This is a genomic window from Streptomyces sp. NPDC021012, from assembly GCF_044333355.1.
GTDB lineage: Bacteria > Actinomycetota > Actinomycetes > Streptomycetales > Streptomycetaceae > Streptomyces.
Window position 1 is genome coordinate 635,791 of record NZ_JBIRQU010000003.1, and the last position, 22,911, is coordinate 658,701.

A 22,911-nucleotide genomic window follows, 5' to 3' on the forward strand; every position below is an offset into this window, starting at 1 on the left:
ATGTTCGCTGTGGTGTACCGGTGGCGGGTGCGTCCGGGGAAGGAGCAGCTGCTCGTCGACGGCTGGCACCGGGTGACCGTGGCGATCCACCAGGAGTGCGGGAGCTACGGCTCCCGGCTCCACAAGGCGGACGACGGCAGCTGGGTCGCGTACGCGCGCTGGCCCGACCGGGAGACCCGGGAGAAGTGCGGGACCCCCGACCCGGAGGGCGAGGCGATGATGCGCGAGGCGATCGCCGAGTACTTCCCCGAGACGCGCCTCGCCATCGTCGACGACCTCCTCGCCGAACCGGACGCCGACTGAACCGGCCCGTCTCAGGCCTCCGTCACCAGGATCACCTCCAGGGTCCGCGGCCCGTGCACGCCCTCCACCCGGTCGAGTTCGATGTCGCTCGTCGCGGACGGCCCCGAGATCCACGTCAGCGGACGCGCCGGGTCGAGCCGGGGAAGCGCGAGCGGCACCGAGGCCACGACCTGCTCCGGGGCCCGCACCACGCACAGGTGCAGATCGGGGACGAGGGTGAGCGCCCGGCGGCCCTGGCCCGGACCGCCGTCCAGGACGAGGGTGCCGGTCTCCGCGATCGCCACCGCGCACCCCGTCACCACGGCGTCCGCGCCGTCCAGTTCGTACGGGCTCAGCCGGGGCTCGTCGAACCGCCGGGCGGCCCCGGTCGCGGCGAGCCACTCCTCGGGCAGCCCGGGCGGCACGACGACACCGCGCGCGCCGCGCTCCGCGAGGAGCCGCGCGACGAGCCCGGCGAGGCCGTTCCGGGTGGTGCGGTGGACGTGGGCGCGGTAGTCGGCGAGGTTCTCGTGGAGGAGGTCGAGGAGGCCGTCCGGGTCGTCCGGGACGTGGGCGGCCCGGTAGTCGCGGGCGACGGGGACGGCCTCGGGAGCGTCCGCGACCGCGGTACGGATCCGGGCGAGGATCCGCTCACGGGAATCGGTCGTGTGCGCTTTCCCCGCGCTGGGGTCGGTCATGTGCGGTTCCCTCGCGCCGGAGTCGGTCATGTGCGGTTCTTCCTCCACCAGTCGCGGAACGGCTCGGCCGGCAGTTCGGGCAGGTCGCGGTGGTCCGACCACTGGCGGGCGCCCGGTCCCGGCAGGCGCCTGGGGTGCAGGGCGCGGGTCCGGGACGCGAGGCGCTCCCCGGCCGCGAGCACGCCGGGGTGGTCCAGGACCCAGGTGGACGCCTTGATCGCGGCCCGCTCCAGGCGGTGGCCCTTCCCGCCCTCCTCGGCGACCCGCTCGCGCAGGTGCACCAGGACCTCGGGGATGTCGATGGCGACCGGGCACACCTCGTAGCAGGCGCCGCACAGCGAGGAGGCGTACGGCAGGGAGGCGTCGATCTCGCTCGTGGTGCCCCGGAGTTGCGGGGTGAGGATCGCGCCGATCGGACCGGGGTAGACCGAGCCGTACGCGTGGCCGCCGGCCCGCTCGTACACCGGGCAGACGTTGAGGCAGGCCGAGCAGCGGATGCAGCGCAGCGCCTGTCGTCCCACCTCGTCGGCGAGCGCGTCGGTGCGGCCGTTGTCGAGGAGGACCAGGTGGAAGGTGCTCGGCCCGTCGCCGTCGGTGGTGCCGGTCCACATGCTCGTGTACGGGTTCATCCGCTCGGCCGTCGAGGAGCGGGGGAGCGTCTGGAGGAAGACCTCCAGGTCCCGCCAGGTCGGCACCACCTTCTCGATGCCGACGACGGAGATCAGCGTCTCGGGGAGGGTGAGGCACATCCGCCCGTTGCCCTCGGACTCCACCACCACGAGGGTGCCGGTCTCGGCGACCATGAAGTTGGCGCCCGAGATCCCGACCTTCGCCCGCAGGAACTTCTCACGCAGGTGGAGCCGGGCCGCCTCCGCCAGCTCGGCCGGGGTGTCGCTCAGCCCCTCCGGCGCCGGGCGGCCCCAACTCCCCATCTTCTCGCGGAAGACGTCGCGGATCTCGCCGCGGTTGCGGTGGATCGCCGGGACCAGGATGTGCGAGGGGCGGTCCTCGCCGAGCTGCACGATCAGCTCCGCGAGGTCCGTCTCGTAGGCGGCGATGCCCTCGGCCTCCAGGTGCTCGTTGAGCCCGATCTCCTGCGTGGCCATGGACTTGACCTTGACCACCTCGGTCTCCCCGGTGGCCCGCACGAGCTCGGTGACGATCCGGTCGGCCTCCGCCGCGTCGGCCGCCCAGTGCACGGTGCCGCCGGCCGCCGTCACCGACTCCTCCAACCGGAGGAGGTACGTGTCGAGGTGACGGAGCGTCTGGTCCTTGATCCGCTTGCCCGCCTCGCGCAGCGCGGCCCAGTCGTCCAGCTCGGCCACCGCCCGCGCCCGCTTGTCCCGGATGGTGTGGGTGGCGTGCCGCAGGTTGGCGCGCAGCCGTTCGTCCCGCACGGCCTCGTGCGCGGCCTTCGGAAAGGCCGGCATCCCGAGGAACGTACCGCTCATGCCCAGGGCTCCTCTTCCGTGCTCGCCAGGATCTCCGCCAGGTGCAGCGCGCGCAGCGGCGCGTCCTGCCGTCTCAGCATGCCGCCCACGTGCAGCAGGCAGGAGTTGTCCGCGCCGCAGAGCACCTCCGCGCCCGTGGACAGCGCGTTCGTGATCTTGTCGGCGCCCATCGCCGCCGAGACGTCCGGGTTCTTCACCGCGAAGGTGCCGCCGAAGCCGCAGCACTCCTCCGCGCCCGGCAGCTCCACGAGCTCCAGGCCCTTCACGGCCTCCAGGAGCCGCCGCGGCCGCTCCCCGAGCCCCAGGAGCCGCAGACCGTGACAGGATGGGTGGTACGTCACCCGGTGCGGGAAGTACGCGCCCACGTCCGTCACGCCGAGCACGTCCACCAGGAACTCCGTCAGTTCGTACACGCGCGGCGCCAGGGCCCCGGCCTCCGTGCCGAAGGACGGGTAGTGGTGCCGGACCATCGCCACGCACGAACCGGACGGCGCGACGACGTGCTCGTACCCCTCGAAGGCCCGGACCGTGCGCCGTACGAGCGGCTCGGTCTCCGCGCGGTAGCCGGTGTTGAACTGCGGCTGCCCGCAGCAGGACTGCGCCGCCGGGAAGTCGACCTCCACGCCGAGCCGTTCGAGGAGCCGGACCGTGGCCACGCCCGTGGAGGGGAAGACGGCGTCGTTGACGCAGGTGACGAAGAGGGCGACGCGCATCACGGTTCCTCGGGGACGGCTCGGGTCGGGCGGTGGCCCTGAGGTACGTAGTGTGGCAGGAGCGCGCGGTGCGGAGGGAGCCCTCGGGCCCGTCCCCGCCGGGTGAAGCGGCGCAGGGCCTCGGCCCCGTCGAGGTGATGGGTGGTCGGCACCACGGTCCGGCCGGTCGCGTACAGCTCTCCGACGATCCGCCAGAGGTCCGCGCGCGCCCGGGGGTCGACGCCGACGGTCGGCTCGTCCAGGAAGAGCACCTCGGGCAGGTGCATCAGGGCCCGGCCGATGCGGCACAGGCCACCCGTCCGTCGCGGGCGTCCGTCTCGCGCGCGACCAGTCCGATCCGCTCCGGCGGAGCCGGTCCCCGGGTCACCCCGGAGGCGGTCAGCCCCTTCGGCGTGCCCGGCGGCCTCGGAAAACCGCTGATCGTCTGATCGTCACCCCGCTCGGCGGCGGCGGTGGTACGCGACGGCCACCGCCGTGAGCAGCGGGGCCCAGGCCGCGAGCGGGAGGTAGCAGGCGAGGAAGAGGGTCTTCTGGAGGGGGCTCTCGGTGATGTTGCCGGGGGAGTACGGGGCGAGGTCCGCGAACGCCGCGTACGTGAACCAGCAGGTGAGAACGGCGAGTCCGAACGCGCCGGACAGCGCGGCGAACGTCGCGCCCCGGGCGGCGACCGGGCGGCCGCCGAGGAACGGCAGCCGGCGGGGGAACACCTCGCCCCAGGCGCGGACCAGACCCAGCGTCAGGAAGGCGAGCAGTTCCGCGAAGACGGTCAGGCACAGCTGGTAGACGGCCAGGCCGGGTGTCGGGTCCTCGACCCGGGCCACCGGCGCGCCGAACGTCAGGGCGACGCGCCAGACGCCGGACGGCAGGACGACCAGCGGTACGGCGTGCGCGGCGACGGCGGCCCAACGGGGCACGCCCGGCAGGGCCTCGATCTTCATCATGGAGGCAAGGCTGCCGCCGGACCGGGTGTCCCGGCGTCGCCCCCGCGGGCGCACCGTCTCCCCCGCGCGGGGGAGACGGCGTCCTCCCGTCAGGCCCCGGCGGCCGTGGCCCGGCGCTGGTGGACGCGCAGGTGCAGTGTCGCCAGGTCAAGGAGCGGCGTCGCCACGCCCAGGGCGCGCGCCCGGTCCGTCAGGTCGCCGAAGAGGTGCTCGACCTCGGTCGGGCGGCCCGCCGCCAGGTCGCGGTAGAGCGACGGCACCATCGGCGAGCCCGGGGCGGACACGACGGCGAGGGTCGCCGCCCGCTCCTCCTCCGGTACGGGGTGTCCGGCCGCGGCGGCCACCGCGGCCGCCTCGTCGAGCAGTGCCGGACCGAGGCCGGGGCCGCCGGGCGCGTCGTACACCTCGCCGACCGTGCCGCGCATCAGACTCGTCAGCGCGCCGAACGTCGTGATGAACACCCACTTGTGCCACATCGCCGTGAGGACGTCGGCCGGCACCGGCGCGTCGATCCCCGCCCCTTCGAGGACCTTGCGGATCCGCTCCACGCGCGCGGAGACCGCCCCGTCCCGTACGTCCTGCTCGCCGAAGGCCAGATGGGCGAGCGGGGCGAGCCGCCGGATGTCACCGGAGTCGTCGAGGGTGGTCACCACCTTGGCCACGCCGCCGAGGACGGCCCGCGCGCCGAAGCGGGCGTTGAGGGCGTCGAGGTGGGCGAGGCCGTTGAGGAGCGGGACGACGGCCGTGTCCGGGCCGACGGCCGGTGCGAGGTCCTCGATCGCCCGGTCGAGGCCGGTGGACTTCACCGACAGCAGGACGAGGTCGTACGGCTCGCTCGGTCCGTGCGGATCGCGCAGCTCGTCGGCCGTGACGAGGCGGGGCTCCACCGTCCACTCCTCGTCCCGCCCCACGACCCGCAGTCCGCGTGCGCGCAGCGCGGCCGCCCGGGCCGGCCGGACCAGGAAGGTGACGTCCTCGCCGGCGCGGGCGAGCAGGGCGCCGAAGTAGCCACCGGTGGCACCGGCGCCGACGACCAGGATCTTCATGAGGGTGAACCCTTCGTGGGGCGCCCCGGGGGCGCGGTGGCGAGCAGCGGGGTGAGCAGCCGGTGCGGCCGGGCGAGCGCCGCCGTCACCGGGTCGGCGCCCGGGGCCGCGGGGGCGAGCCCCGGGCCGGGGGCGACCAGGACGTCCTGGACGGGCGCGGCCGCGCCGCAGGCGGTGCAGCGCCCGTCCGGTTCGAGCGGGGCCTCGTCCGCCGCATGCAGGAAGACGCGGCGCGGGCCGCCCTCCGCCGCGTAGAACTCCTCGCCCCAGACGGTGAGCGCGCGGACGGCCGGCCAGAGGGCGACCCCCTTGGGCGTCAGCCCGTACACCTCGCGGCGGCCCGTGCCCGGCTCGGGGCGGCGCGCCAGGACGCCCGCCTCCGTGAGGGCGGCGAGCCGGTCGGTGAGGACGGCCCGGGGGACGCCCAGATGGGCGGCGAACTCCCCGAACCTGCGCACCCCGTAGAAGGCGTCGCGCAGGATCAGCAGCGTCCAGCGCTCGCCGACGATCTCCATCGAGCGGGCGAGGGCGCAGGTCTGGCCGCGGTAGTCGCGCGGAAGCGTCACGGGCGGGAGCCTAGCGCGGAAGAGTTCGGTCACCGAACTGTTTTCGTGTGACCGCAAGGGACCCTCGGGTCCTATACGGACACGCCGTGGCCGCGCAGATAGGCCAGCGGGTCGATGTCCGAGCCGAAGTACGGCGTGGTCCGCGCCTCGAAGTGCAGGTGCGGGCCCGTCACCCGCCCCGTCGCCCCCGACCGGGCGATCCGCTGCCCGCCCGACACGCTCTGCCCGGGCGACACGTCGATCCGGGAGAGATGGGCGTACTGGGTGTAGCGGCCGTCGGGATGGCGGATCACCACCTCGTAGCCGTACGAGCGTCCGTACCCGGCCCTCACCACCCGGCCCGGCCCCACCGCGCGGACCGCCGTGCCGGACGGCACCGCGAAGTCCTGCCCCGTGTGGTAGCCCTTCGACCAGGAGCCCGGCTGCCCGTAGTACCCGGTGAAGACGTACGAGGAGACCGGCGCCGTCCACCCGCGCGCGGAGGGCTTCACGGGGGCGGTCGGTTTCGGGGGGTGCGCGGGGCGGCCCGTCCGCTGCTCGTACTTCCAGGCGTGACTGGTCCAGTACCAGTGGCCGCGCGACGGGTACCAGTAGACGCGGCACGTGGCGTCCCAGCCCTGCTTGCCGTGGAAGACCGGTTCTCCCGCGCGTCCTCCGGTGCGCCCGCCGCCGGCCCTCGCGCCGGTGCGCTGCTGGTACGTGGCGTGGTGGCTGGTCCAGCGCCACTCGCCCGCCGCGTTCCGGAACCAGTACCGGGAGCCGTCCCAGCCCGCGTGCGCCGGGGCGGGTTCGGCGGCGGCCGGGCCCGCGCCCGCGCCGGTCAGGGCGACGACGCCGACGGTCGCCACGACCGCGCGGCGCACCCCGTGCAGGGCGCGCGGCCCGCCCGGCGCGTGGCCGGCGCGGGCGGTGTCCGTGCAGCCCGCGCACGCGCAGTCCGGGGGTATCGCGTCGGTGAACGCGGGAACGTCGAAGGCGGAAACGCCGAACTCGGGGGCGTCGCTGTGCGGATCCATGGTCCTCGTCACTCCTGGTTCGGTTCGGCCGGACCGCCACTCCGGGTGTAGAAGGCCACGGTCAAGTCCTTGACCAGGGCCTGGCGTTCGAAGTCGTCGAGCTCGACGAGCCCCCGCGTGGTCAGCCGGGTGACGGTGTCGTCCACGGCGTCGATCACGCCGGTCAGGACGGAGTCCCGGTGCTTGGCGTCCAGGACGGCGATCTGGCGCCGGCGCATGGCGGCGGCGACCTCGGGGGCGTACTCGATGCGGGTGGGCTGGGCGGAGAAGACGGCGATGCCGACCGGCCGGCACTCGGCCGCGAGCATCCGGGTCAGCGCGTCGCCGACCGCCTCGGCGTTCCGCAGGGTCGGCGCGCCGCCCCGGAACGCGTCCGCCGGCAGCTGCGAGAGCACACGCGCGGCCGCCGCCTCCACCTGCTCGCGCAGATAGCCGAGATGGTCGTCGACCGCGAGCAGCGCGCGGGCGGTGTCCCGCACCGACCAGACGACCAGGACGACCACGCGCAGCGCCGAACCCTCCGCGTCGACGACGGCGATGGGCTCGCTGCGCCAGTGCCGCAGCCGTACGTCGATCCGGCGCCGCAGCACGAACGGGCTGATCCAGACGAGGCCCGTGCGCCGGACGCTGCCCCGGTAGCGGCCGAAGAGCGAGAGCACCCGGGCGGAGCCCGTCCGGCCCCGGGTGAGACCGCCGAAGGACACGACGGCGACGACGGCACAGCAGGCGAGCGCGGCCCACTGCCACGCCGGCAGCTCGACGGCGCGCAGCGGGCGGGCCCGCCACAGCGCCGCCCCCGCGCCCGCGAGCGCGGTGACGCCGGTCAGGACCGCGACCCAGCCGGGGGCGGAGGGCCCCGGACGCTCCGTCAGGTCGGGGTCGGCGGGTGGTGGGCGGCGGGGCAGGGGCAGGGAGGGGGCGGGCGCTTGCCCCGGCCGCTTCGCGGTCCGGTCGGTCAGGTCGGCCCGGTCGGTCCGGTCGGCCCGGTTCGGCGGAGTGCGCACGGTCGCCGGAGTGCGCTCGGTCATCGGCATGCGCTCGGTCGTCGAGCGGAAGAGGTCGTTCATCGGTATGCCGTCCGTGTGCCGGCGGACGCGGACGGGCAGGGGCCGCTTCTGTGGCTCGGTCATGGGGCCCTTCCGGCCGTTCCTGAGGTGACGGCTCGTCGGATGATCTTCACGCACCATCGTTACAGGGGTTAATGTCCGGAATGCCGCGACGAAAGTCCCGAATGCCCGGGTCTTTGGTCCCCTGGCCAAGGCTTCACCGAGGGCCGTTGTCAGTGGTGGCCCCTACCGTTTTCACCATGACGACGACGACCTATCTGGAGCTGTCGCAGGACGGCGGCGGTGCCCACAAGTTCTACGAAGTGACCGTCGACGACCTCGCGGTGTCGGTCCGCTACGGCCGGATCGGCGCGGACGGCCAGACCCAGCGGTCCACCTTCCCGACGGCGGCGAAGGCCCAGGCCGCGGCGGCGAAGAAGATCGGCGAGAAGGTCCGCAAGGGGTACGCCCCCGCGGTCCGGGGGCAGCGTGCCGCGCGCGCCGTGACGCGCCGTGAGGTCACGTCCGCGCCCTCCACCGCGCGGGCCGTCGCCCCCGTCCTGTGGCGCTTCCGCACCGGCTCGGCCGCCTTCGGCATCCACGTCGACGAGGAGCGCTGCTGGGTGGGCAACCAGGCGGGGGACGTCTTCACGCTCGACCGCGCCGGCGAGGTCCAGGCCAGGTTCAGCCTGCCGGACGGCGTCAAGTGCCTGGTCGCCGACGACTTCTGGATCTACGCGGGCTGCGACGACGGCAAGGTGTACGACCTCTCGTCCAAGCTCCCCTTCGCCGCGTACGACATCGCCACCGACGTCGACATCTTCTGGCTCGATATCCACGAGGGCGTCCTGCACGTCGCCGACCGCTCCGGCCGGCTCACCGTCATCGACCACGAGGACGAGCACCAGTGGGCGCGCGGCGGCCAGGGCGAGCACGCCTGGATGGTCCGCGCCGACGGCGACGCCGTCTACTACGGGGACACGCGGGGCGTCGCCGCCCACGCGCCGGACGGCGGCGGCGAGTTGTGGCACACGGCCACCGAAGGAGGGGTCCTCTTCGGCTGGCAGGAGGACACCGCGGTCTACGCGGGCACGTCCCGCAAGAAGGTGCTGCGGCTCGCGAAGAGGGACGGGCGGGTGGAGGCGGTGTACTCCTGCGACAGCCCGGTCTACTCCTGCGCCACCTCGCCCGGCGGCCGGTTCGTCTTCGCCGCCGACTCCGCCTCCTCCGTCTACTGCTTCGCGGAGGACGGCACCCGGCTGTGGAAGCTCGGCACGGGCGGCGGTTCGGCGCTCTCCATGCAGTACCGGGACGAGCGGCTCTACCTGGTGACCACGGACGGTTCGCTGGTCTGCGTGGACGCGAGCGAGACGGCGATCGAGGCCGCCAAGGAGGGCACGGTCCCGGTCGCGCGGGACGTCAAGCTCGCCGCGGCCCTGCCCGTGTACGAGCCGGCGACGACCGTGACCGCCGTGACGGCCGTCAGCGACGCCCCGGCCGGATCGGTGGTCGTGGAGTGTGTGACCGAGTCGGGCCGGACCCGGGTGCGGGTCGTCTCGCAGGGGTACGAGCCCGGGTGGAACGTGCAGTTCCCGCGGGCGATCCGGGAGCCCGGCGCGCGGTACGTGGTGGATGCCCTGCACCCGGCGGCGGGCGGGTTCTACCGGGTCCGCGGCGACATCCGGCGGCTCCTGTGACGAGCGGTGCGAGTGGTGTGAGCGGTACGGGTGGTGGCTCGGGTGTGTTCGAGGCGGCCACGGGCGACGGGCCGCCGGTGCCTCCCGGCGAGGCCGAGCAGCGGTCGCGGGAGATCCGCGCGGCCGTCGAAGGGCTGCTCCAGATCAGGCGGCTGACCCTGCGCCAGGGCGGCGACCCGAGGACCGTCCCGGCCGACTGGGAGCGGAGCCGACCGGTCCGCGCGGTGGCCCTCGCCCTGGAGGCCGGCGGGATCACCCCCTCGTCCGTGGACGCCTCCGGGGCGCGGCGCTCCACCGGCTACCGGGTCAGGGCGGGGGACCGGTCCTGGACGGCCGTGGTGGAGTGGCTCGGCCCGCCGGGCGCGGGCGCCGCCCAGGAGGAGGCGGCGGCCCTGGGCGCCTGCGTCCCCGCGCTCGAACGGCTCGGCTGGGACGCGCTCCTCTACAAGGGGCCGCGCGGCCGCCGCTTCCTGGAGGTCGAGCCCATGTCCCGGTGACGCCCGTCCGGTCAGGCGATCGAGGCGGAGACGATCGCCGAGACCGCGATGTTGCAGGAGGCCGTCACCCAGACCGCCGGATGCGGCTCGGGGTCCACGAGCGTGGCACCGAGCTTGCCCGGCGTGACCAGGTCGACGACGAGGAAGGCCACGGCCATCATCACCAGGCCGAGGAGGCCGAACGCGGCCGTCGAGACGAGCCCCTTGCCGAAGTTCTCGTACGTCGTCCAGATCGAGGTGAAGACGATGCCGCCGATGCCGAGGAGCGCGGAGCTCAGCAGGACCGCCGCGTTGCGGTTGCGGTCCTCCCATATCTGGCGCCCGAGCTTGCCGGGGGTCAGCAGGTCCACCAGCACGATGCCGAGGATCAGCAGGACCACGCCGAGGGCGCCGTACGCTCCGGCCCGGCCGAGACCGTTGACGATGTCGCTCATGGAATGCCGGCTCCGGGAGGTCGCGATCACGGGGGATCGGTGGTCAAGGACCGGCAAAATGTAGCGCACGGATCGAGAAGGCCCGCCGCCCGCCCGGAGACCGGGCGGGCGGCGGACGACGGTGACGCATGCGGGTTCAGGCGCCCGGCGGGAGGTCCTTGGCGCGGGAGCGGACCATGAAGGCCGTGATGAGCTCGACCACGCCGACGACGAGAAGCCAGATGCCGCCGAGGACCGTGAGCACCGTGGCCGACTCCAGCGGGGACACGATGAGCACGATGCCGGCGAGCGCGCTGACGATGCCGAGGAAGATCTGCCAGCCGCGCGCCGGCATCGCCGGGTCGGAGGCGGCCGCCACGGTCTGGGTGATGCCGCGGAAGAGCCAGCCGATCCCGATCCACAGCGCGAGCAGCAGGGTCGACTGCGTCGCGCCGCGGAAGCAGAACAGGCCGAGCAGGATCGACAGCGCGCCACTGATGAAGGCCATGACCCGCAGTGCCGTGGTGGCGTGCGTGCCGAAGGCGGCGACCAGTTGCATCACACCGCTGAGCAGCAGGTACAGGCCGAAGAGCACGCCCACCACGCGCAGGGTGGCCTCCGGCCAGGCCAGCACCATGACGCCGAGGATCAGCGAGACGAGTCCGGCGACGAGCAGGGCCTGCCAGGCGAAGCCCGCGAGGAGTCCCACGGGCCCGGGTGGCACGTCCCCTCGGGTGGGGCGGCCGCCGTAGGGATCTTCATGAGTCTGTGTCATGGAACCGCACCGGTCCTTTCGTTGCGGGTGGGGGTGGGGTCAGAGGGGGGTGGCGTACGAACTCAGGAAGAGGGCCTCGGCCAGCGCCATGCGCTCGATCTCCGAGGGGTCCACGCTCTCGTTCGGCGCGTGGATGAGACAGCCCGGCTCCTCGACGCCGATCAGGGCGATCTCCGCCTCCGGGAAGTGCGCGGCGAGCACGTTGCACAGCGGGATCGAACCGCCCTGCCCCGACTGCACCATGTCCTTGCCGTACGCCGCGCGGAGCGCCGCCCCCAGGGCCCGGTAGGCAGGGCCGTCGGTGCGGGCCTTGAAGGGCTGGCCGGCGCTCTCCGGCTCGACCTCCACCCGGGCGCCCCACGGGGCGGCCGAGGTCAGGTGGTCGGTGAGGGCGCGCAGGGCGTCGTCGGCGTCGATCCCCGGCGGCACCCGCAGGCTGACCCTGGCCCGTACCCTCGCCTGGATCGCGGCCGAGGAACCCACCACCGGCGGGCAGTCGATGCCGAGGACGGTGACGGCGGGCCGGGCCCACAGCTCGTCGGCGACCGAGCCCGTGCCGACGAGGGACACCCCGTCGAGGACGCCCGCGTCGGTGCGGAACTGCTCGGCCGGATAGGCCACCCCCTCCCAGGAGCCGTCGCCGGGCAGCCCCTTGACGGCGGTGTTGCCGTGCTCGTCGCGGAGGCTGTCGAGGATCCGGACGAGCGCGGCCAGCGCGTCGGGCGCCGGGCCGCCGAACATGCCGGAGTGCATCTCGCCCTTGAGGGTGGAGACGGTCACGACGACGTTGGTGAGCCCGCGCAGCGAGGTGGTGGCCGTGGGCAGGCCGAGCGCGAAGTTGCCGGTGTCGCAGACCAGCAGGGTGTCGGCGGCGAACAGTTCGGGCTGGAGCGGCACGAGCCGCTCCAGGCCGCCCGTGCCCTGCTCCTCCGAACCCTCCGCCACGAACTTGAGGTTCACCGGGAAGCCCCGGCCCTCCGGACCGCCGAGCGCGCGCAGCGCCGTCAGGTGCATCGCGATGTTGCCCTTGCAGTCGGCGGCGCCGCGCCCGTACCAGCGCCCGTCGCGCTCGGTCAGCTCGAACGGCGGGGTCCGCCAGGCGGCGTCGTCGAGGGGCGGCTGCACGTCGTAGTGGCAGTACAGCAGCACGGTCGGCGCCCCCTCGGGCCCCGGCGCGTGCCCCACCACCGCGTCCGTGCCGTCCGGGGTAGTCACCCGGCGCATGTCCCGCAGCCCGGCCTCCGTGAAGGCCCGTACGAGGAAGTCGGCGGTCTTCGCGCACTCCTCGGGCGGGAACTGGCGCGGGTCGGCGACGGAGCGCATCGCCACCAGCGCGGTCAGGTCCTCCTTCGCCCGGGGCATCAGCGCCCGGACCCTCTCCCGCAGGGCTGCGGTCTCGGTGGACTCGGCGGACATGCGTACCCACTTCCCTCGGGGACGTAAAGCCCATTCAGTCAAGCAACAGTGGGCAATCGCCGCAAAACATGACTCAAGTGGAGTATTCCGGGCTGGGTTCAGGGGGCGCGCGGGGGCGGACCGGACGAGAGTGGACGGCGTACGCCTCCGCCTCCCGCACCTGGAGAACCTCATGGGCCACCCCAACCGACGCGATCTCGGGCTGCTCGTGCTCAGGGTCGGCACCGGCGCCGTGCTCGCCGCGCACGGCACGCAGAAGCTCCTCGGCTGGTTCGGGGGAGGTGGCATCGAGGGCACCTCCAAGGCGATGGAGGCCATGGGCTTCGACCCGCCCCGCGAGAGCGCGATCGCCGCCGGTCTCGGCGAGGCGGGCGGCGGAGTGCTCCTCGCCCTCGGCCTCGCCACCCCGGCCGCCGGCGCCGCCGCGGCCGGCGCCATGGCGGGAGCCGTCGCCGTCCACGCCCCGGCCGGCTTCTTCGCCATGGGCGGCGGCTACGAGTACCCGGCCTTCCTCGGCTTCGCGGCCGCCGCGATCGGCATCACCGGCGCCGGGCGCTACTCCCTGGACCACGCCACCGGACACGTCCTCGACCGCCCCTGGGTGGTGGCCACCGCCTTCCTCGGCACGGCGGTCGCCGCCTCGGCCGTCATCGGCCGCCGCGCCGAGGCCCGGGCCGCCGCACGCCGCGAGGCGCCCGAGGAGGAACAGTCCGAGTAGGACCTGTCCGGGGACCCGCACGCGCCGGCCGTGCGGGAGGGTTAGGCTCACCGCAGAGGAAGGGACGGGCGGCGCACATGAAGATCGATCTGACGGACACCGACTCCAGCAGGATCAACAAGGCGATCCTGCAAGGTCGCAGGGCCGTGGGCACTCCCGCCGTCGGCGCCGTGCTCACCCTCGTCGTCGTCACCGACGAGGAGAACGCCTACGACTCCGTCAAGGCGGCGAACGAGGCCTCCCGGGAGCATCCCTCCCGCACCCTCGTCGTCATCAAGCGCCACGCCCGCACCCCCCGCGAGCGGTACGAGACCCGGCTCGACGCCGAGGTCCGGCTCGGCACCGACGCCGGCTCGGGCGAGACGGTCCTCCTCCGGCTCTACGGCGAACTCGGCGCCCGCGCCGACTCCGTGGTCCTGCCGCTGCTCCTGCCGGACGCGCCCGTCGTCGTCTGGTGGCCCGTCGACGCGCCCGAGGTGCCCTCCCGGGACCCGCTGGGCTCGCTCGCGCAGCGCCGCATCACCGACATGTACGCGGTCGAGGACCCCCTCGGCGCCCTGGAGCGGCGCGCCGCCTCCTACGCCCCCGGCGACACCGACCTCGCCTGGACTCGGCTCACCCCCTGGCGCTCGATGCTGGCCGCCGCCCTCGACCAGGCCCCGCTCACCGTCACCTCCGCCGCCGTCGAGAGCGAGGCGGAGAACCCCAGCGCCGAGCTCCTCGCCCGCTGGTTCGAGGTCCGCCTCGGCGTCCCCGTCGACCGGGTCGTCACCGACGGCCCCGTCGTCACGGCCGTCCGCATGGGCACCGCCGACGGCGAGATCCGCATCGACCGCCCCGAAGGCCCCGTCGCCCGCCTCGCCATCCCCGGCCAGCCCAGCCGAGTCCTCGCCCTCAAGGTCCGCACCACCGCCGAACTCATCGCCGAGGAACTCCGCCGCCTCGACCCCGACGAGATCTACGCGACGGCACTGCGCGGCCGCGCCTGACACGACCGAGCCACACCCACGCGGGGCGCCGCGCTCCACCCGGGGCTTCGCCCCCGCCCCCCCGTGTGGGGCCCGCCCCGGCGGGGCGGTGCGCTCCGCCCGGGGCTTCGCCCACGCCCCCCGTGTGGGGGCCGCACCCGCTGCCTGTGTGGGCCCGCGCCCGCGCGGGGCGGTGCGCTTCGTTCACCCCCGTGTGGGCAATCGTCCCGCTGGGCGGGACGGGTGGGCACACGGGACGGCGCCCTCTAGCGGCGCCTCCGCGTTCCGCGCCTGGACCCGCACCCGTTGTGCGTTGTGCACAGGGGTGCGGGTTCGGGCTCGTAAGCCTCTGGCGCCGGCAGGGCGCGGGTCCGTTGTGCCCACCCGTTCCGCCCTGCGGAACGATTGCCCACAACGGGGGGGGTGGCGGGCGGGCACCGCCTTGGCGAGCGCGCGCCCGCAACGGGGGCGGGGAGTCAGTCCGTGACGGGTTCTCGGGTGAAGAGCAGGACGACGTCTGCGGACCGTCTGACCCGGGGGACGTCCGGGGAGGGGAGGGCGAGGAGGCGGGAGCGGGTTTCGGTCACGAGGGCGGTGGCGTCGCCGTTCACCGTCCAGGCGCCGGTGAACAGACCGCGCGTCAGGGAGTCGGCCATCGCGCGCGGGGACACGGCGAAGGAGGTGGGGCGTTCGGAGGCCGTTCCCTGGTAGACGAGGCCGTGGGTCGCGGCGATGGGGGCCAGCCACTCCGGGCCGTCGCGGCGGGTGCCGTCGGGGTCGAGGCGGTCCTCCAGTTCTCCGACGAGGGAGCCGACGTCGTCCGTCGGGCGTGTTCCGCCCGCCGGGATCACCAGGTAGCGGCCGCCGGGCCGCAGGATCCGCGCGACCTCGGCGAGGACGGCCCGGTTGTCGGGGCCCGCGTGCAGCAGCCAGGTCGAGACCGCCTGGTCCACGGAACCGCTCCGCACCGGCAGCCGGGAGGCGTCGCCGACGGCGACCCGGGCGCCGAGCCGGGCCCGCGCCAGGGCGAGCATCCCGGGGGAGAGGTCGAGGCCGTGCACGGTGTGCCCGAGCGCGGTCAGTTCGGCCGCCACGATCCCGGTGCCGACGCCGATGTCGAGCACCGGGCGCGCCGGGTCGAGCAGCGGCGCCAGCATGTGCGCGAAGCCGGCCGCCCGTTCCGTACCGCCGCGCGACTCGTCGTACCCCGGGGCGATCTCGTCGAATTCCGCCGCCGTCACCGTCGTGCCCCTCACGCCTGCGGGGTGAAGGTCACGGGCAGCGTCGCCATGCCGCGCAGGATGCCCTCGCGCCGGCTCAGGTCCGCGTCCGGGTCGGCGAGCCGGAGGTCGGGGAAGCGCCGCAGCAGGGTGCCGATGGCGATCCTGGCCTCCGCGCGGGCGAGCGGAGCGCCCAGGCAGAAATGCACACCATGGCCGAAAGCGAGCTGTTGCGGAACCTCGCGGCGGGCCACGTCGAGGATGTCGGCACGGTCGTAGCGCGCGGGGTCGCGGTTGGCCGCGGCGAGCCCGATGATGATCATCTCGCCGGGCGGGACGGTGACGCCGCCGATCTCGTACGCGTCGACCGTGAAGCGCGCGACGCCCCGGCTCACCGGGCCCTCGTAGCGCAGGAGTTCCTCGATCGCGCCGGGCAGCAGCGAGGGGTCGTCGCGCAGCGCGGCGAACTGCTCCGGGTGGCGCAGCAGGGCGTGGACGCCGTTCGCGATGAGGCTCGCCGTGGTCTCGTGGCCGGCGAGCGTGAGCAGGATGGCCATGGCCGTCAGCTCGCGGTCGCTGATCTTCTCCTCGGCCTGCGCGGCGCACAGCGCGCTCAGCAGGTCGTCCTTCGGATCCGCCTTGCGTGCGGCGATCAACGGCTCGAAGAACTCCATGAGTTCGGCGCGCGCCTTGGCTCCCTTGGCGAGCCGCTCCGGGGTGTTGGGCGGCATGATGAGACCGACCGCGAGACGGGCGAAGTCCGGCTGCCCCTCGGCCGGGATGCCGATGAGCTCGCTGAGGACGGCCATCGGCAGCGGCAGCGCGAACTCGGAGACCAGATCGGCGGATCCGCGCCGCGCGATGGCGTCGAGGAAGGCGTCGGTGTGCGCCTGGACGCGCGGTGCGAGCGCCTCCACGCGGCGGAAGGTGAAGGCCTTCGATACGAGGTTGCGCAGCCGGGTGTGGTTCTCGCCGTCGGCCACGAGCATGCTGGCCATCAGGACGTTGGTGCGCTCCTGGTGGGCCATCTCCTCCTCGAGGCCGTTGACCCCGACGGGGCTGCTGCTGAGGCGCGGGTCGGTGAGCGCCGCCACCGCCTCGTCGTAGCCGGTGACCATCCAGACTTCAAGAGTGGGATTCAGCCGGACGCGCTGGACGACGCCGTGCTCACGGATGCGTTCGAAGAGCGGGTAGGGGTTGGGCTGTTGAGCAACGTTTACCGGGACATCGTGAACGATTGTCTGGTCTTGGCTGGTCATCTTCCGTAACTCCCCGAAGGTTTGTGAAAGATCTGTGGCAGGTAGTCATACCAGCCGCCCCAGTTGCGTGGTAGCGTCACCGGCGCTCGACTCGGATCATGCAAGGGAAAGCGCCGGCGAACCGTCGGTGAAGCATCAGCGAGGCGTTCCACCCACCGGTGATCCGGCGTCTCGCACGCTCGACTCGGACAGCAGCCAAGGCCTCGACCAGGCCCGATGCGCAAGGGGAGACGTTTCGTGGAGCAAACGGCAGCCGTGGACCCGATCCTGGATCTGGCCCGTCCGTCGATCCTGCGGAACCCCTACCCGGCCTATGCCCGCCTGCGGGAGGGCACCCCGGTCTTCTGGCACGAACTGCTCGGTTCCTGGGTGCTGACCCGCCATGCCGACTGCCTCGCGGTCCTCACCGACAGCAACCGTTTCGCCTCCGACTGGCGCCGCGCCGGCGAGGACATCCCCGCCCCCCTGCTGAGCGTCCAGACCCTCGACCCGCCGGAGCACACCGCCATCCGGCACCTGCTGCTCGACGGCTTCCGCGCCCAGGACCGCCAGGCCCTGCACGAGGACCTGGAGCACCGGATCGCGGACCTGCTCGCCGGGCTGGCCGACCGTCCCTCCTTCGACTTCGTCGGAGAGCTCGCCGAACCGGTCGCCCTGCGCTTCGTCACCGCCTTCCTCGGCGTCCCCGCGCCCGAGCTCGACTGGTTCGTGCCCATGTCCCGTACCGTCGTCGACGGCATGGACGCCGGGCTGTGGCCCGAGAAGCGCGAACCGGCCGTCGCCGCCCGGGCGCGGCTCGCGGAGTACGCGGGCGGGTGGCTCGCGGATCCGCCCGAGGAAGGGCTCATCGCGTACGTGGCGGAGCACGCGGCGGACAGCGGCGTGGCAGAAACGGTTCTGCGGAACAGTCTGCGCGCCGTCCTCCACGCGGGCTACGAATCGGCCTCGCGGCTCCTCGGCAACGCCGGGGCCGCCCTCCTCACCACCCCCGGCGCGCTCGCCGCGTTCCGGGCGACCCCGGCCACGGCCGTGGACGAACTCATCCGGTACGACGCACCCGTCCAGGCGGACGCCCGGGTCTGCGTCACCGACACCGAACTGGGTGGCGTCACCATCAAGGCGGGTGATCCGGTCACGCTCTTCCTGGGCGCGGCCAACCACGACCCGCTGCGGTTCGACCACCCCGCAGAGCTGCGACTCGACCGCGCCCCGAACCCGCACCTCGGGTTCGGACGCGGGGCCCATGCCTGTCTGGGCGCGTCCATGGCGATCCGGCTCGCCGGATCGGTCCTCGGGGCCCTGGCCAGGGACTACCCGGACGCACGGGCGGTCGCGGAACCGGACCACCGGCGCAATCTGACCCTCCGCGGTCTCGACCGCTTCGAGGTCACCCTGCGCCCACGAGCGGGGGAGGAGGTTCGACCATGAAGTACTGGCACTGAAACCCACGAGCGTGACGCCCGTCCGGGAGGCGGGCGACATGCCGGTGTACGGCTCACGTGCACCCCGCCGGAGCCCGGGCCCGCTGCGCGGCCCGGGCTCCGGCCCTTTCCGGCAAACCCCGGCGCACCCCGGATCCCGCACGTCACCGCTGCACGGACACTCCGCGGCGCGCACGTCACGAGGACCCCACCGGGCCACCAGTCATGACATCCTCGGACGAACCGCCCACGCGGACGTCCAGTCGTGGGCCTTCCTCGTCTCCCGTGCGGAGGGACCATGCTCATCAGCCACGCCGTACGTCACGATGCCCTGCACGTGACGCTCCACCGCGACCTGGACGTCACCAATCGCGCCGCGGCCGCCCTCCGGATCCAGGCCCTCGTCGAGGAGCACCGCCCCGCCCGGGTGGTCATCGCGGTCCCGGCCGCCGACCCCAGCCCCGCCACCCTCAGCGCCCTCGCCCGCACCCACCGCATGTGCGCCGGCCTCGGCGTCCCCCTCGCCCTCAGCGGCGCGAGCGACCGCACCCGCCGCCTCCTGGACGCCAACAGCACCTGACTCCGACCACTTCCCTTCCAGGCCCCGTCCTTCCCCGGGCGTCGGCTCGGCGACGCGTCCCCCGTCATCGGGCCGGCGCTGGTCCACGCCGCCAGGATGGGAGGGCGTTTCCGGGAACCGGCCCTGTGGGGCGACGCGTTCACCCTCCTCGGCCACGGCGCCGTCAAGACGTACATCGGACGGCTCCCGCACAGGCTGCGGGCGCGTGACCGCGCCCAACCGGTGATCGGCGCCTACGAGTCGGGGCTCGTCAGTGCCGACCGGGATGGTGGCGGTGGCTGAGCGCGGACACCGCCAGGGTGGTCAGGACGAGGACGCCCGCCGTCTCGACCCCGATGGTGGGGCGGACCAGGTCGGCGTCGGCCGACTCCTCGAAGCCGAACAGGCCCGTGGTGAGGCTCAGGAACAGCGCGCCGAGCGTGCCCGCCGTGAACAGCGCGGTGGCGGTGGCGACCAGGCCGAGCCAGCGGTACGGGGTGAGCAGCAGGGCCACGGCGAGGAGGCAGCCGAGGACGCCGTTCAGCAGGAACAGGCCGCCGATGGTGGCCAGATCGCGGTAGCCGTCGGCCCACAGGTAGAGGTGGATGGCGCCCATCGCCGCCGTCAGGCCCGCTGCGGCCAGCCGCAGCACCACCACGGCGGCGCGGCGGGTCCGGTCAGTAACCATTGCCGGGAGAGGTCGGAGGAGCGGGAGTGGCCGGGTTGGTGCCGGTCTTGTCGACCGGGGCGCCGGCCACCGTGATCGCGGTCTTCATCCCCAGGTCCTTGTGTCCGTCGACCGGGCAGTAGATCTCGTACTTCCCGTCCTTCAAGGTCACCGTGAGGGTGGTGGACTCCCCCGGGGAGACGGTGCTGGAGCGGTTCTCGCCGCCGGGTCCCTGGATCTCCAGGGCGTGCTCGTGGTGCCCGGTGTTCCTCGCGACGAAGGCGTACGTGCCGGGGGTGAAGGTCTGCCGGGACAGCGTGATCCTGAAGTCGGCCAGGTCCGCGGTCACCCGGGTCGCGCCCGCGGGTGCCGTGCTCTTCTGCGCCGGGGGCGGGGTGGTCGTGCCGCTGCTCGAACCGCCGTCGCCGCCTCCGCAGGCGGCGAGCAGTCCGGCCAGCGAGGCGGCCGACAGGGCGAGCAGCGCGCGGCTGCGCGGTCCGCGGATACGTGGTGTCGTCATCGTTCGGTCCTCCGGTGGTGCCCCCACAGGAGGTACGGCGCCGGGCCGCGCCGGGATTGCGGGTGCGGCGGACAATGGGCTCGGACGATCCCTTCGGGCACCGGCGATCCTTTCGGGACCGGCGATCCCTTCGGGGACTTCGGACGTACCACGGGTGTGGGACGCATGGGCCTTCCGCTGGAGCGGGTTCCCGACGAGGCACTGCTCTCCGGTCTCGCCACGGGCGATCCGGAGATCGCGGTGGCGTTCGTGCGCCGGTTCCAGCGCTCGGTCTACGGGGTGGCGGTCGCCGTGGTCGGCGACCCGGCACTCGCGGAGGACGTGGCCCAGCAGACCTTCGAGCGGGCCTGGCGGCACGCCCAGGTGTACGACGGCCGGCGCGGCTCCGTACGGACCTGGCTGACGGCCATCGCGCACAACCTGGCGATCGACGCGGTACGGGCCCGGCGCGCGACCCCGGTGGCCCCGGAGGACCTGGAGACGCTGGTCGGGATCGTCACGGAGACGCCGGAGCGCCGCGCCCTCGCCGACGACGCGGCCGAGCGGGTCCGGCGGGCGGTGGCCGCACTGCCCCGGGAGCAGGCGCGGGCGCTGGTGATGGCCGGGATCTACGGGATGACGGCGCGGGAGGTCGCCGCCTTCGAGGGCGTGCCGCTGGGCACGGCGAAGACCAGGATCCGGACGGGGACGATCAAGGTGCGGGCGCTCCTGGAGAGCGAGGAGACGCGGTGAGCGGCATGGACTGCGAGCGGCTGCGCGAGGAGGGCGCCGAACTCGCGCTCGGGATCCTCCCCGCGCGCGAGCGCGCCGAGGCGGTGGCCCACCTGGACCGCTGCCCGGACTGCCGGGCCTACGTGGAGCGGCTCACGGCGGTCGGGGACGGTCTGCTCGGGCTGCTGCCGGGAGCGGAACCGCCGGTGGGCTTCGAGAGCCGGGTGGTACGGGCGATGACCCCGGCCCCGGCCCAGGCCCCGGCCCAGGCTCAGGCCTCGACCCCGGCCCCGGCTCAGGCCCCGGCCCCGGCTCAGGCCCCGGCTCAGGCCCCGGCTCAGGCCCCGGCCCCGGCCCAGGCCCAGGCCCCCACACCCGCTCCGGCGGCCCGGCGCCGGGCCCGGGGGCACCGCCTCCGGATCGCCCTGGCGGGTGTGGCCACGGCCCTGGCCTTCGGGTTCGGCGGCTGGACGGTCGGCACCGCGGTGGAGGGCGCGCCCCCGGCCGTGGCCCCGTCGCCGCACGTCCTGGAGGCGGCGCTGCTCACCCCCGCCGGCACCGGGAGCGGCCGCGAGGTGGGCCGGATCTACGCCCACCCGACGGACGCCACCGGCGGCAACGGCTGGGTGTACATGTCCGTCGACCTCGGCCGCAACCGGACGACCGACGGCCCGGTCCGGTGCCTCCTGACCCGGGCCGACGGCTCCACCGTCCCCCTCGGCTCCTTCCCCCTCCGCGCCGGCTACGGCTACTGGGGCGCCCCGACCCCCGTCGACCCCACCACCCTGACCGGCGCCCGCCTCCTGGCCGCGGACGGCACGCTCCTGGCGACGGCCCACTTCACGGGGACCACGACGGGGTCGCCCGCCACGGGGTGAGGGCGGACCCGGCGCCCCGAAGGCCGTGCACGTGGAAGGCCGTGCACGTGCCGATGCCGCCGACAGGTTCCCCAGCACCCGGCCGAAGTACCCGTCTCCGGCCCGCAAGCCCAACCACCGGGCAAGCTCAACCACCGGGCCGACCGGCCGCCGGCCTTCGTCGCCCGGCACGCCACCCGTCACGAGACGTCCTGACGGCGATCTCCAGGCCGGCCTCAGCGGGGTGCCGGGACCGCAGTGTCCCAGGCCCGCTCGATCTCGGCGGCCGGAAACGGCGTCCGCTTGCTCTCGGTGAGCAGACGACGGGCGAATTCGCCGAAGACCACGGCGGCCCGGGAATGCCGGTCGATCATCGCGGCGATCTCGTCCGGGACGCCATCGGGCCGGTGGCCGGCGATCCACTCGCGCAGGAACGCCTGGTGTTCCCTCCCGCCGCGCACGCCATCGGGCAGGTGGTGGCGGAGCAGATGACTCGCGGTGTGGCAGCGGTCGTACGCGAGATGGTCGGAGAGGAACTCCGCCTCGGCCGGCGACAGTTCGAAGCCGGAACTCAGAGCGAGTCCGAAGTCCGTGAAGTAGAGCAGCCGGCCGTCGGTCAGGACATTGGCGAAGTGGGCATCGAAGTGGACGAGTCCGCGCGAGCTCATGAAGGCGCTCCCGCGCGCCAGGGCCTCCTCCACCCATGGGTACGGCGAGCCCTCGCCGACCTCCGGCGTCGCGGTCCGGTGGTCGTGCAGCCAGTCGGCGAGGGTCTGCGGGACGTGTTCCAGGAAGAGCACCAGGCTGAAAGAGGAACGGCCGATGGCCTCCAGCCGTTCACGCACGGCCGATGACCCCTCCCAGTGCGTGACCGCCCCGTCGATGCCCCCGAACTCGTCGACGAAACCCTGGGGAGGGCGGTCGGGCAGGACTCGCCAGTGGTACATCAGCGGAAAGCCCTCGTACTCGTTCCCGAGGACCCAGTTGGTGGTCATGACGTGCACGGCCAGCTCTCGCCAGGCTCCGAACCCCGCTGAGCCCACCCCGTACTGGTAGAACATCGGCAGTCCGAAGAGGTTCGCCGTCGACCGCGCGTTCTCCGGCCGCAACTCGGTGTCCGTGAGGGGGACCCGCTTGACGAACACCCGCGTGCCTTCGACGTCCAGCTCCGCCGATCTGCCGCCGATGCCGGATCCGAGCGGGTCGGCGGCGGCCACGACCTCGCCGAGCCGGCGGTCGCTCAGCAGGGACAGGTGCGTGGCCACGGTCCCGTACGTGGCCAGCCGCACGGCATGCCGCGGGTCCAGGTGGTGCGTCGACGACTCCTCGGCGCCCGGAACCAGGGCCTTGATGATCTCCACGCTGTCGAGCCTATCCGCCCGGCCCGCAGAAGGAGCAGGCACGCGAAGCCACTTGGAGCGCTTGCCCCGGGGCGACTCCTCGAAGGACTCGGT

At 74.0% G+C, this 22,911-nt stretch carries 27 protein-coding genes; 10 read left to right on the plus strand and 17 right to left on the minus strand.

The features are described from left to right. A complete protein-coding gene (locus ACH4TP_RS12695; protein ID WP_389225479.1) occupies positions 1 to 303 on the plus strand; it encodes an antibiotic biosynthesis monooxygenase in 303 nt (100 codons plus the stop codon). A gap of 11 nt (positions 304 to 314) precedes the next feature. Here the strand turns inward: ACH4TP_RS12695 and ACH4TP_RS12700 are convergent, their stop codons facing one another. The 9 genes from ACH4TP_RS12700 to ACH4TP_RS12740 form a co-directional block, all read right to left on the minus strand. Continuing rightward, positions 315 to 980, minus strand: a complete 666-nt coding sequence (locus tag ACH4TP_RS12700) for a lactate utilization protein C (RefSeq protein WP_398437478.1) — start codon at positions 978 to 980, stop codon at positions 315 to 317. A gap of 26 nt (positions 981 to 1,006) precedes the next feature. Continuing rightward, positions 1,007 to 2,431, minus strand: coding sequence for a LutB/LldF family L-lactate oxidation iron-sulfur protein (locus ACH4TP_RS12705; RefSeq protein ID WP_398437480.1), 1,425 nt, complete (start codon positions 2,429 to 2,431; stop codon positions 1,007 to 1,009). Further along, positions 2,428 to 3,144: a (Fe-S)-binding protein gene (locus ACH4TP_RS12710; RefSeq protein WP_398437482.1), complete on the minus strand. Its 717-nt coding sequence runs from the start codon at positions 3,142 to 3,144 to the stop codon at positions 2,428 to 2,430. The genes ACH4TP_RS12705 and ACH4TP_RS12710 overlap by 4 nt, the downstream gene beginning before the upstream one ends. Beyond that, a complete protein-coding gene (locus tag ACH4TP_RS12715) occupies positions 3,144 to 3,410 on the minus strand; it encodes a hypothetical protein (protein ID WP_398437484.1) in 267 nt (88 codons plus the stop codon). Before ACH4TP_RS12715 ends, ACH4TP_RS12710 begins: the two co-directional genes overlap by 1 nt. 165 nt (positions 3,411 to 3,575) lie before the next feature. Further along, complete coding sequence (locus tag ACH4TP_RS12720; RefSeq protein ID WP_398437486.1) at positions 3,576 to 4,085, minus strand: hypothetical protein; 510 nt, start codon at positions 4,083 to 4,085, stop codon at positions 3,576 to 3,578. Between the two features lie 89 nt (positions 4,086 to 4,174). After that, complete coding sequence (locus ACH4TP_RS12725) at positions 4,175 to 5,131, minus strand: ketopantoate reductase family protein (protein WP_398437488.1); 957 nt, start codon at positions 5,129 to 5,131, stop codon at positions 4,175 to 4,177. Beyond that, positions 5,128 to 5,697, minus strand: coding sequence for a winged helix-turn-helix transcriptional regulator (locus tag ACH4TP_RS12730; RefSeq protein ID WP_398437490.1), 570 nt, complete (start codon positions 5,695 to 5,697; stop codon positions 5,128 to 5,130). The genes ACH4TP_RS12725 and ACH4TP_RS12730 overlap by 4 nt, the downstream gene beginning before the upstream one ends. A 71-nt stretch (positions 5,698 to 5,768) precedes the next feature. Then, positions 5,769 to 6,713 (minus strand): M23 family metallopeptidase, encoded by a 945-nt coding sequence (locus ACH4TP_RS12735; RefSeq protein ID WP_398437492.1) that lies wholly within the window; start codon positions 6,711 to 6,713, stop codon positions 5,769 to 5,771. Positions 6,714 to 6,721: 8 nt separating this feature from the next. Next, on the minus strand, positions 6,722 to 7,843 hold the full coding sequence (locus tag ACH4TP_RS12740; protein ID WP_398437494.1) for an SPFH domain-containing protein: 1,122 nt from the start codon (positions 7,841 to 7,843) through the stop codon (positions 6,722 to 6,724). Between the two features lie 176 nt (positions 7,844 to 8,019). On the opposite strand from ACH4TP_RS12740, the gene ACH4TP_RS12745 reads away from it, so the two are divergent. Both ACH4TP_RS12745 and ACH4TP_RS12750 read left to right on the plus strand, forming a co-directional pair. Further along, complete coding sequence (locus ACH4TP_RS12745) at positions 8,020 to 9,456, plus strand: WGR domain-containing protein (RefSeq protein WP_389225448.1); 1,437 nt, start codon at positions 8,020 to 8,022, stop codon at positions 9,454 to 9,456. 44 nt (positions 9,457 to 9,500) lie between these two features. Then, the gene (locus ACH4TP_RS12750) at positions 9,501 to 9,953 is read left to right on the plus strand and encodes a hypothetical protein (RefSeq protein ID WP_398437496.1); all 453 of its coding nucleotides are present in this window, start codon (positions 9,501 to 9,503) and stop codon (positions 9,951 to 9,953) included. Between the two features lie 11 nt (positions 9,954 to 9,964). On the opposite strand, the gene ACH4TP_RS12755 is transcribed toward ACH4TP_RS12750, so the two are convergent. The 3 genes from ACH4TP_RS12755 to ACH4TP_RS12765 form a co-directional block, all read right to left on the minus strand. Continuing rightward, positions 9,965 to 10,387 carry a DUF350 domain-containing protein gene (locus ACH4TP_RS12755; RefSeq protein WP_389225443.1) on the minus strand — a complete coding sequence of 141 codons (423 nt, stop codon included), beginning with the start codon at positions 10,385 to 10,387 and terminating at the stop codon, positions 9,965 to 9,967. Between the two features lie 136 nt (positions 10,388 to 10,523). Next, entirely contained in the window at positions 10,524 to 11,141 is a 618-nt protein-coding gene (locus ACH4TP_RS12760; protein ID WP_041132365.1) for an HdeD family acid-resistance protein, read from the minus strand. Positions 11,142 to 11,180: 39 nt separating this feature from the next. Continuing rightward, positions 11,181 to 12,557 carry a dipeptidase gene (locus ACH4TP_RS12765; RefSeq protein WP_398437499.1) on the minus strand — a complete coding sequence of 459 codons (1,377 nt, stop codon included), beginning with the start codon at positions 12,555 to 12,557 and terminating at the stop codon, positions 11,181 to 11,183. Positions 12,558 to 12,729: 172 nt separating this feature from the next. On the opposite strand from ACH4TP_RS12765, the gene ACH4TP_RS12770 reads away from it, so the two are divergent. Together ACH4TP_RS12770 and opcA are read left to right on the plus strand one after the other, a co-directional pair. Next, positions 12,730 to 13,275 (plus strand): DoxX family membrane protein, encoded by a 546-nt coding sequence (locus ACH4TP_RS12770; protein ID WP_398437844.1) that lies wholly within the window; start codon positions 12,730 to 12,732, stop codon positions 13,273 to 13,275. Between the two features lie 77 nt (positions 13,276 to 13,352). Then, entirely contained in the window at positions 13,353 to 14,264 is a 912-nt protein-coding gene (gene opcA, locus ACH4TP_RS12775; protein WP_398187609.1) for a glucose-6-phosphate dehydrogenase assembly protein OpcA, read from the plus strand. A 455-nt stretch (positions 14,265 to 14,719) separates the two neighbouring features. Here the strand turns inward: opcA and ACH4TP_RS12780 are convergent, their stop codons facing one another. Continuing rightward, positions 14,720 to 15,484, minus strand: a complete 765-nt coding sequence (locus ACH4TP_RS12780; protein WP_398437501.1) for a class I SAM-dependent methyltransferase — start codon at positions 15,482 to 15,484, stop codon at positions 14,720 to 14,722. An 11-nt stretch (positions 15,485 to 15,495) separates the two neighbouring features. Next, the gene (locus ACH4TP_RS12785; protein ID WP_398437503.1) at positions 15,496 to 16,581 is read right to left on the minus strand and encodes a cytochrome P450; all 1,086 of its coding nucleotides are present in this window, start codon (positions 16,579 to 16,581) and stop codon (positions 15,496 to 15,498) included. A 378-nt stretch (positions 16,582 to 16,959) separates the two neighbouring features. Between ACH4TP_RS12785 and ACH4TP_RS12790 the strand changes: the two genes are divergently transcribed. From ACH4TP_RS12790 to ACH4TP_RS12800, 3 genes are all read left to right on the plus strand, one after another. Next, positions 16,960 to 18,150 carry a cytochrome P450 gene (locus tag ACH4TP_RS12790; protein ID WP_398437505.1) on the plus strand — a complete coding sequence of 397 codons (1,191 nt, stop codon included), beginning with the start codon at positions 16,960 to 16,962 and terminating at the stop codon, positions 18,148 to 18,150. A gap of 291 nt (positions 18,151 to 18,441) precedes the next feature. Further along, complete coding sequence (locus ACH4TP_RS12795; protein WP_398437507.1) at positions 18,442 to 18,723, plus strand: hypothetical protein; 282 nt, start codon at positions 18,442 to 18,444, stop codon at positions 18,721 to 18,723. Positions 18,724 to 18,819: 96 nt separating this feature from the next. Continuing rightward, the gene (locus ACH4TP_RS12800) at positions 18,820 to 19,005 is read left to right on the plus strand and encodes a hypothetical protein (protein WP_398437509.1); all 186 of its coding nucleotides are present in this window, start codon (positions 18,820 to 18,822) and stop codon (positions 19,003 to 19,005) included. Here ACH4TP_RS12800 and ACH4TP_RS12805 read toward each other — a convergent pair. After that, on the minus strand, positions 18,974 to 19,390 hold the full coding sequence (locus ACH4TP_RS12805) for a hypothetical protein (protein ID WP_389225421.1): 417 nt from the start codon (positions 19,388 to 19,390) through the stop codon (positions 18,974 to 18,976). The genes ACH4TP_RS12800 and ACH4TP_RS12805 overlap by 32 nt on opposite strands. Beyond that, the gene (locus tag ACH4TP_RS12810) at positions 19,380 to 19,889 is read right to left on the minus strand and encodes a copper-binding protein (protein ID WP_398437512.1); all 510 of its coding nucleotides are present in this window, start codon (positions 19,887 to 19,889) and stop codon (positions 19,380 to 19,382) included. Before ACH4TP_RS12810 ends, ACH4TP_RS12805 begins: the two co-directional genes overlap by 11 nt. A gap of 165 nt (positions 19,890 to 20,054) precedes the next feature. Between ACH4TP_RS12810 and ACH4TP_RS12815 the strand changes: the two genes are divergently transcribed. Together ACH4TP_RS12815 and ACH4TP_RS12820 are read left to right on the plus strand one after the other, a co-directional pair. Then, entirely contained in the window at positions 20,055 to 20,621 is a 567-nt protein-coding gene (locus ACH4TP_RS12815; protein WP_398437515.1) for an RNA polymerase sigma factor, read from the plus strand. 5 nt (positions 20,622 to 20,626) lie between these two features. After that, a complete protein-coding gene (locus tag ACH4TP_RS12820) occupies positions 20,627 to 21,478 on the plus strand; it encodes an anti-sigma factor family protein (protein ID WP_398437846.1) in 852 nt (283 codons plus the stop codon). A gap of 215 nt (positions 21,479 to 21,693) precedes the next feature. On the opposite strand, the gene ACH4TP_RS12825 is transcribed toward ACH4TP_RS12820, so the two are convergent. Then, positions 21,694 to 22,764, minus strand: coding sequence for a protein kinase family protein (locus ACH4TP_RS12825; RefSeq protein ID WP_398437848.1), 1,071 nt, complete (start codon positions 22,762 to 22,764; stop codon positions 21,694 to 21,696). Positions 22,765 to 22,911: the final 147 nt, after the last annotated feature.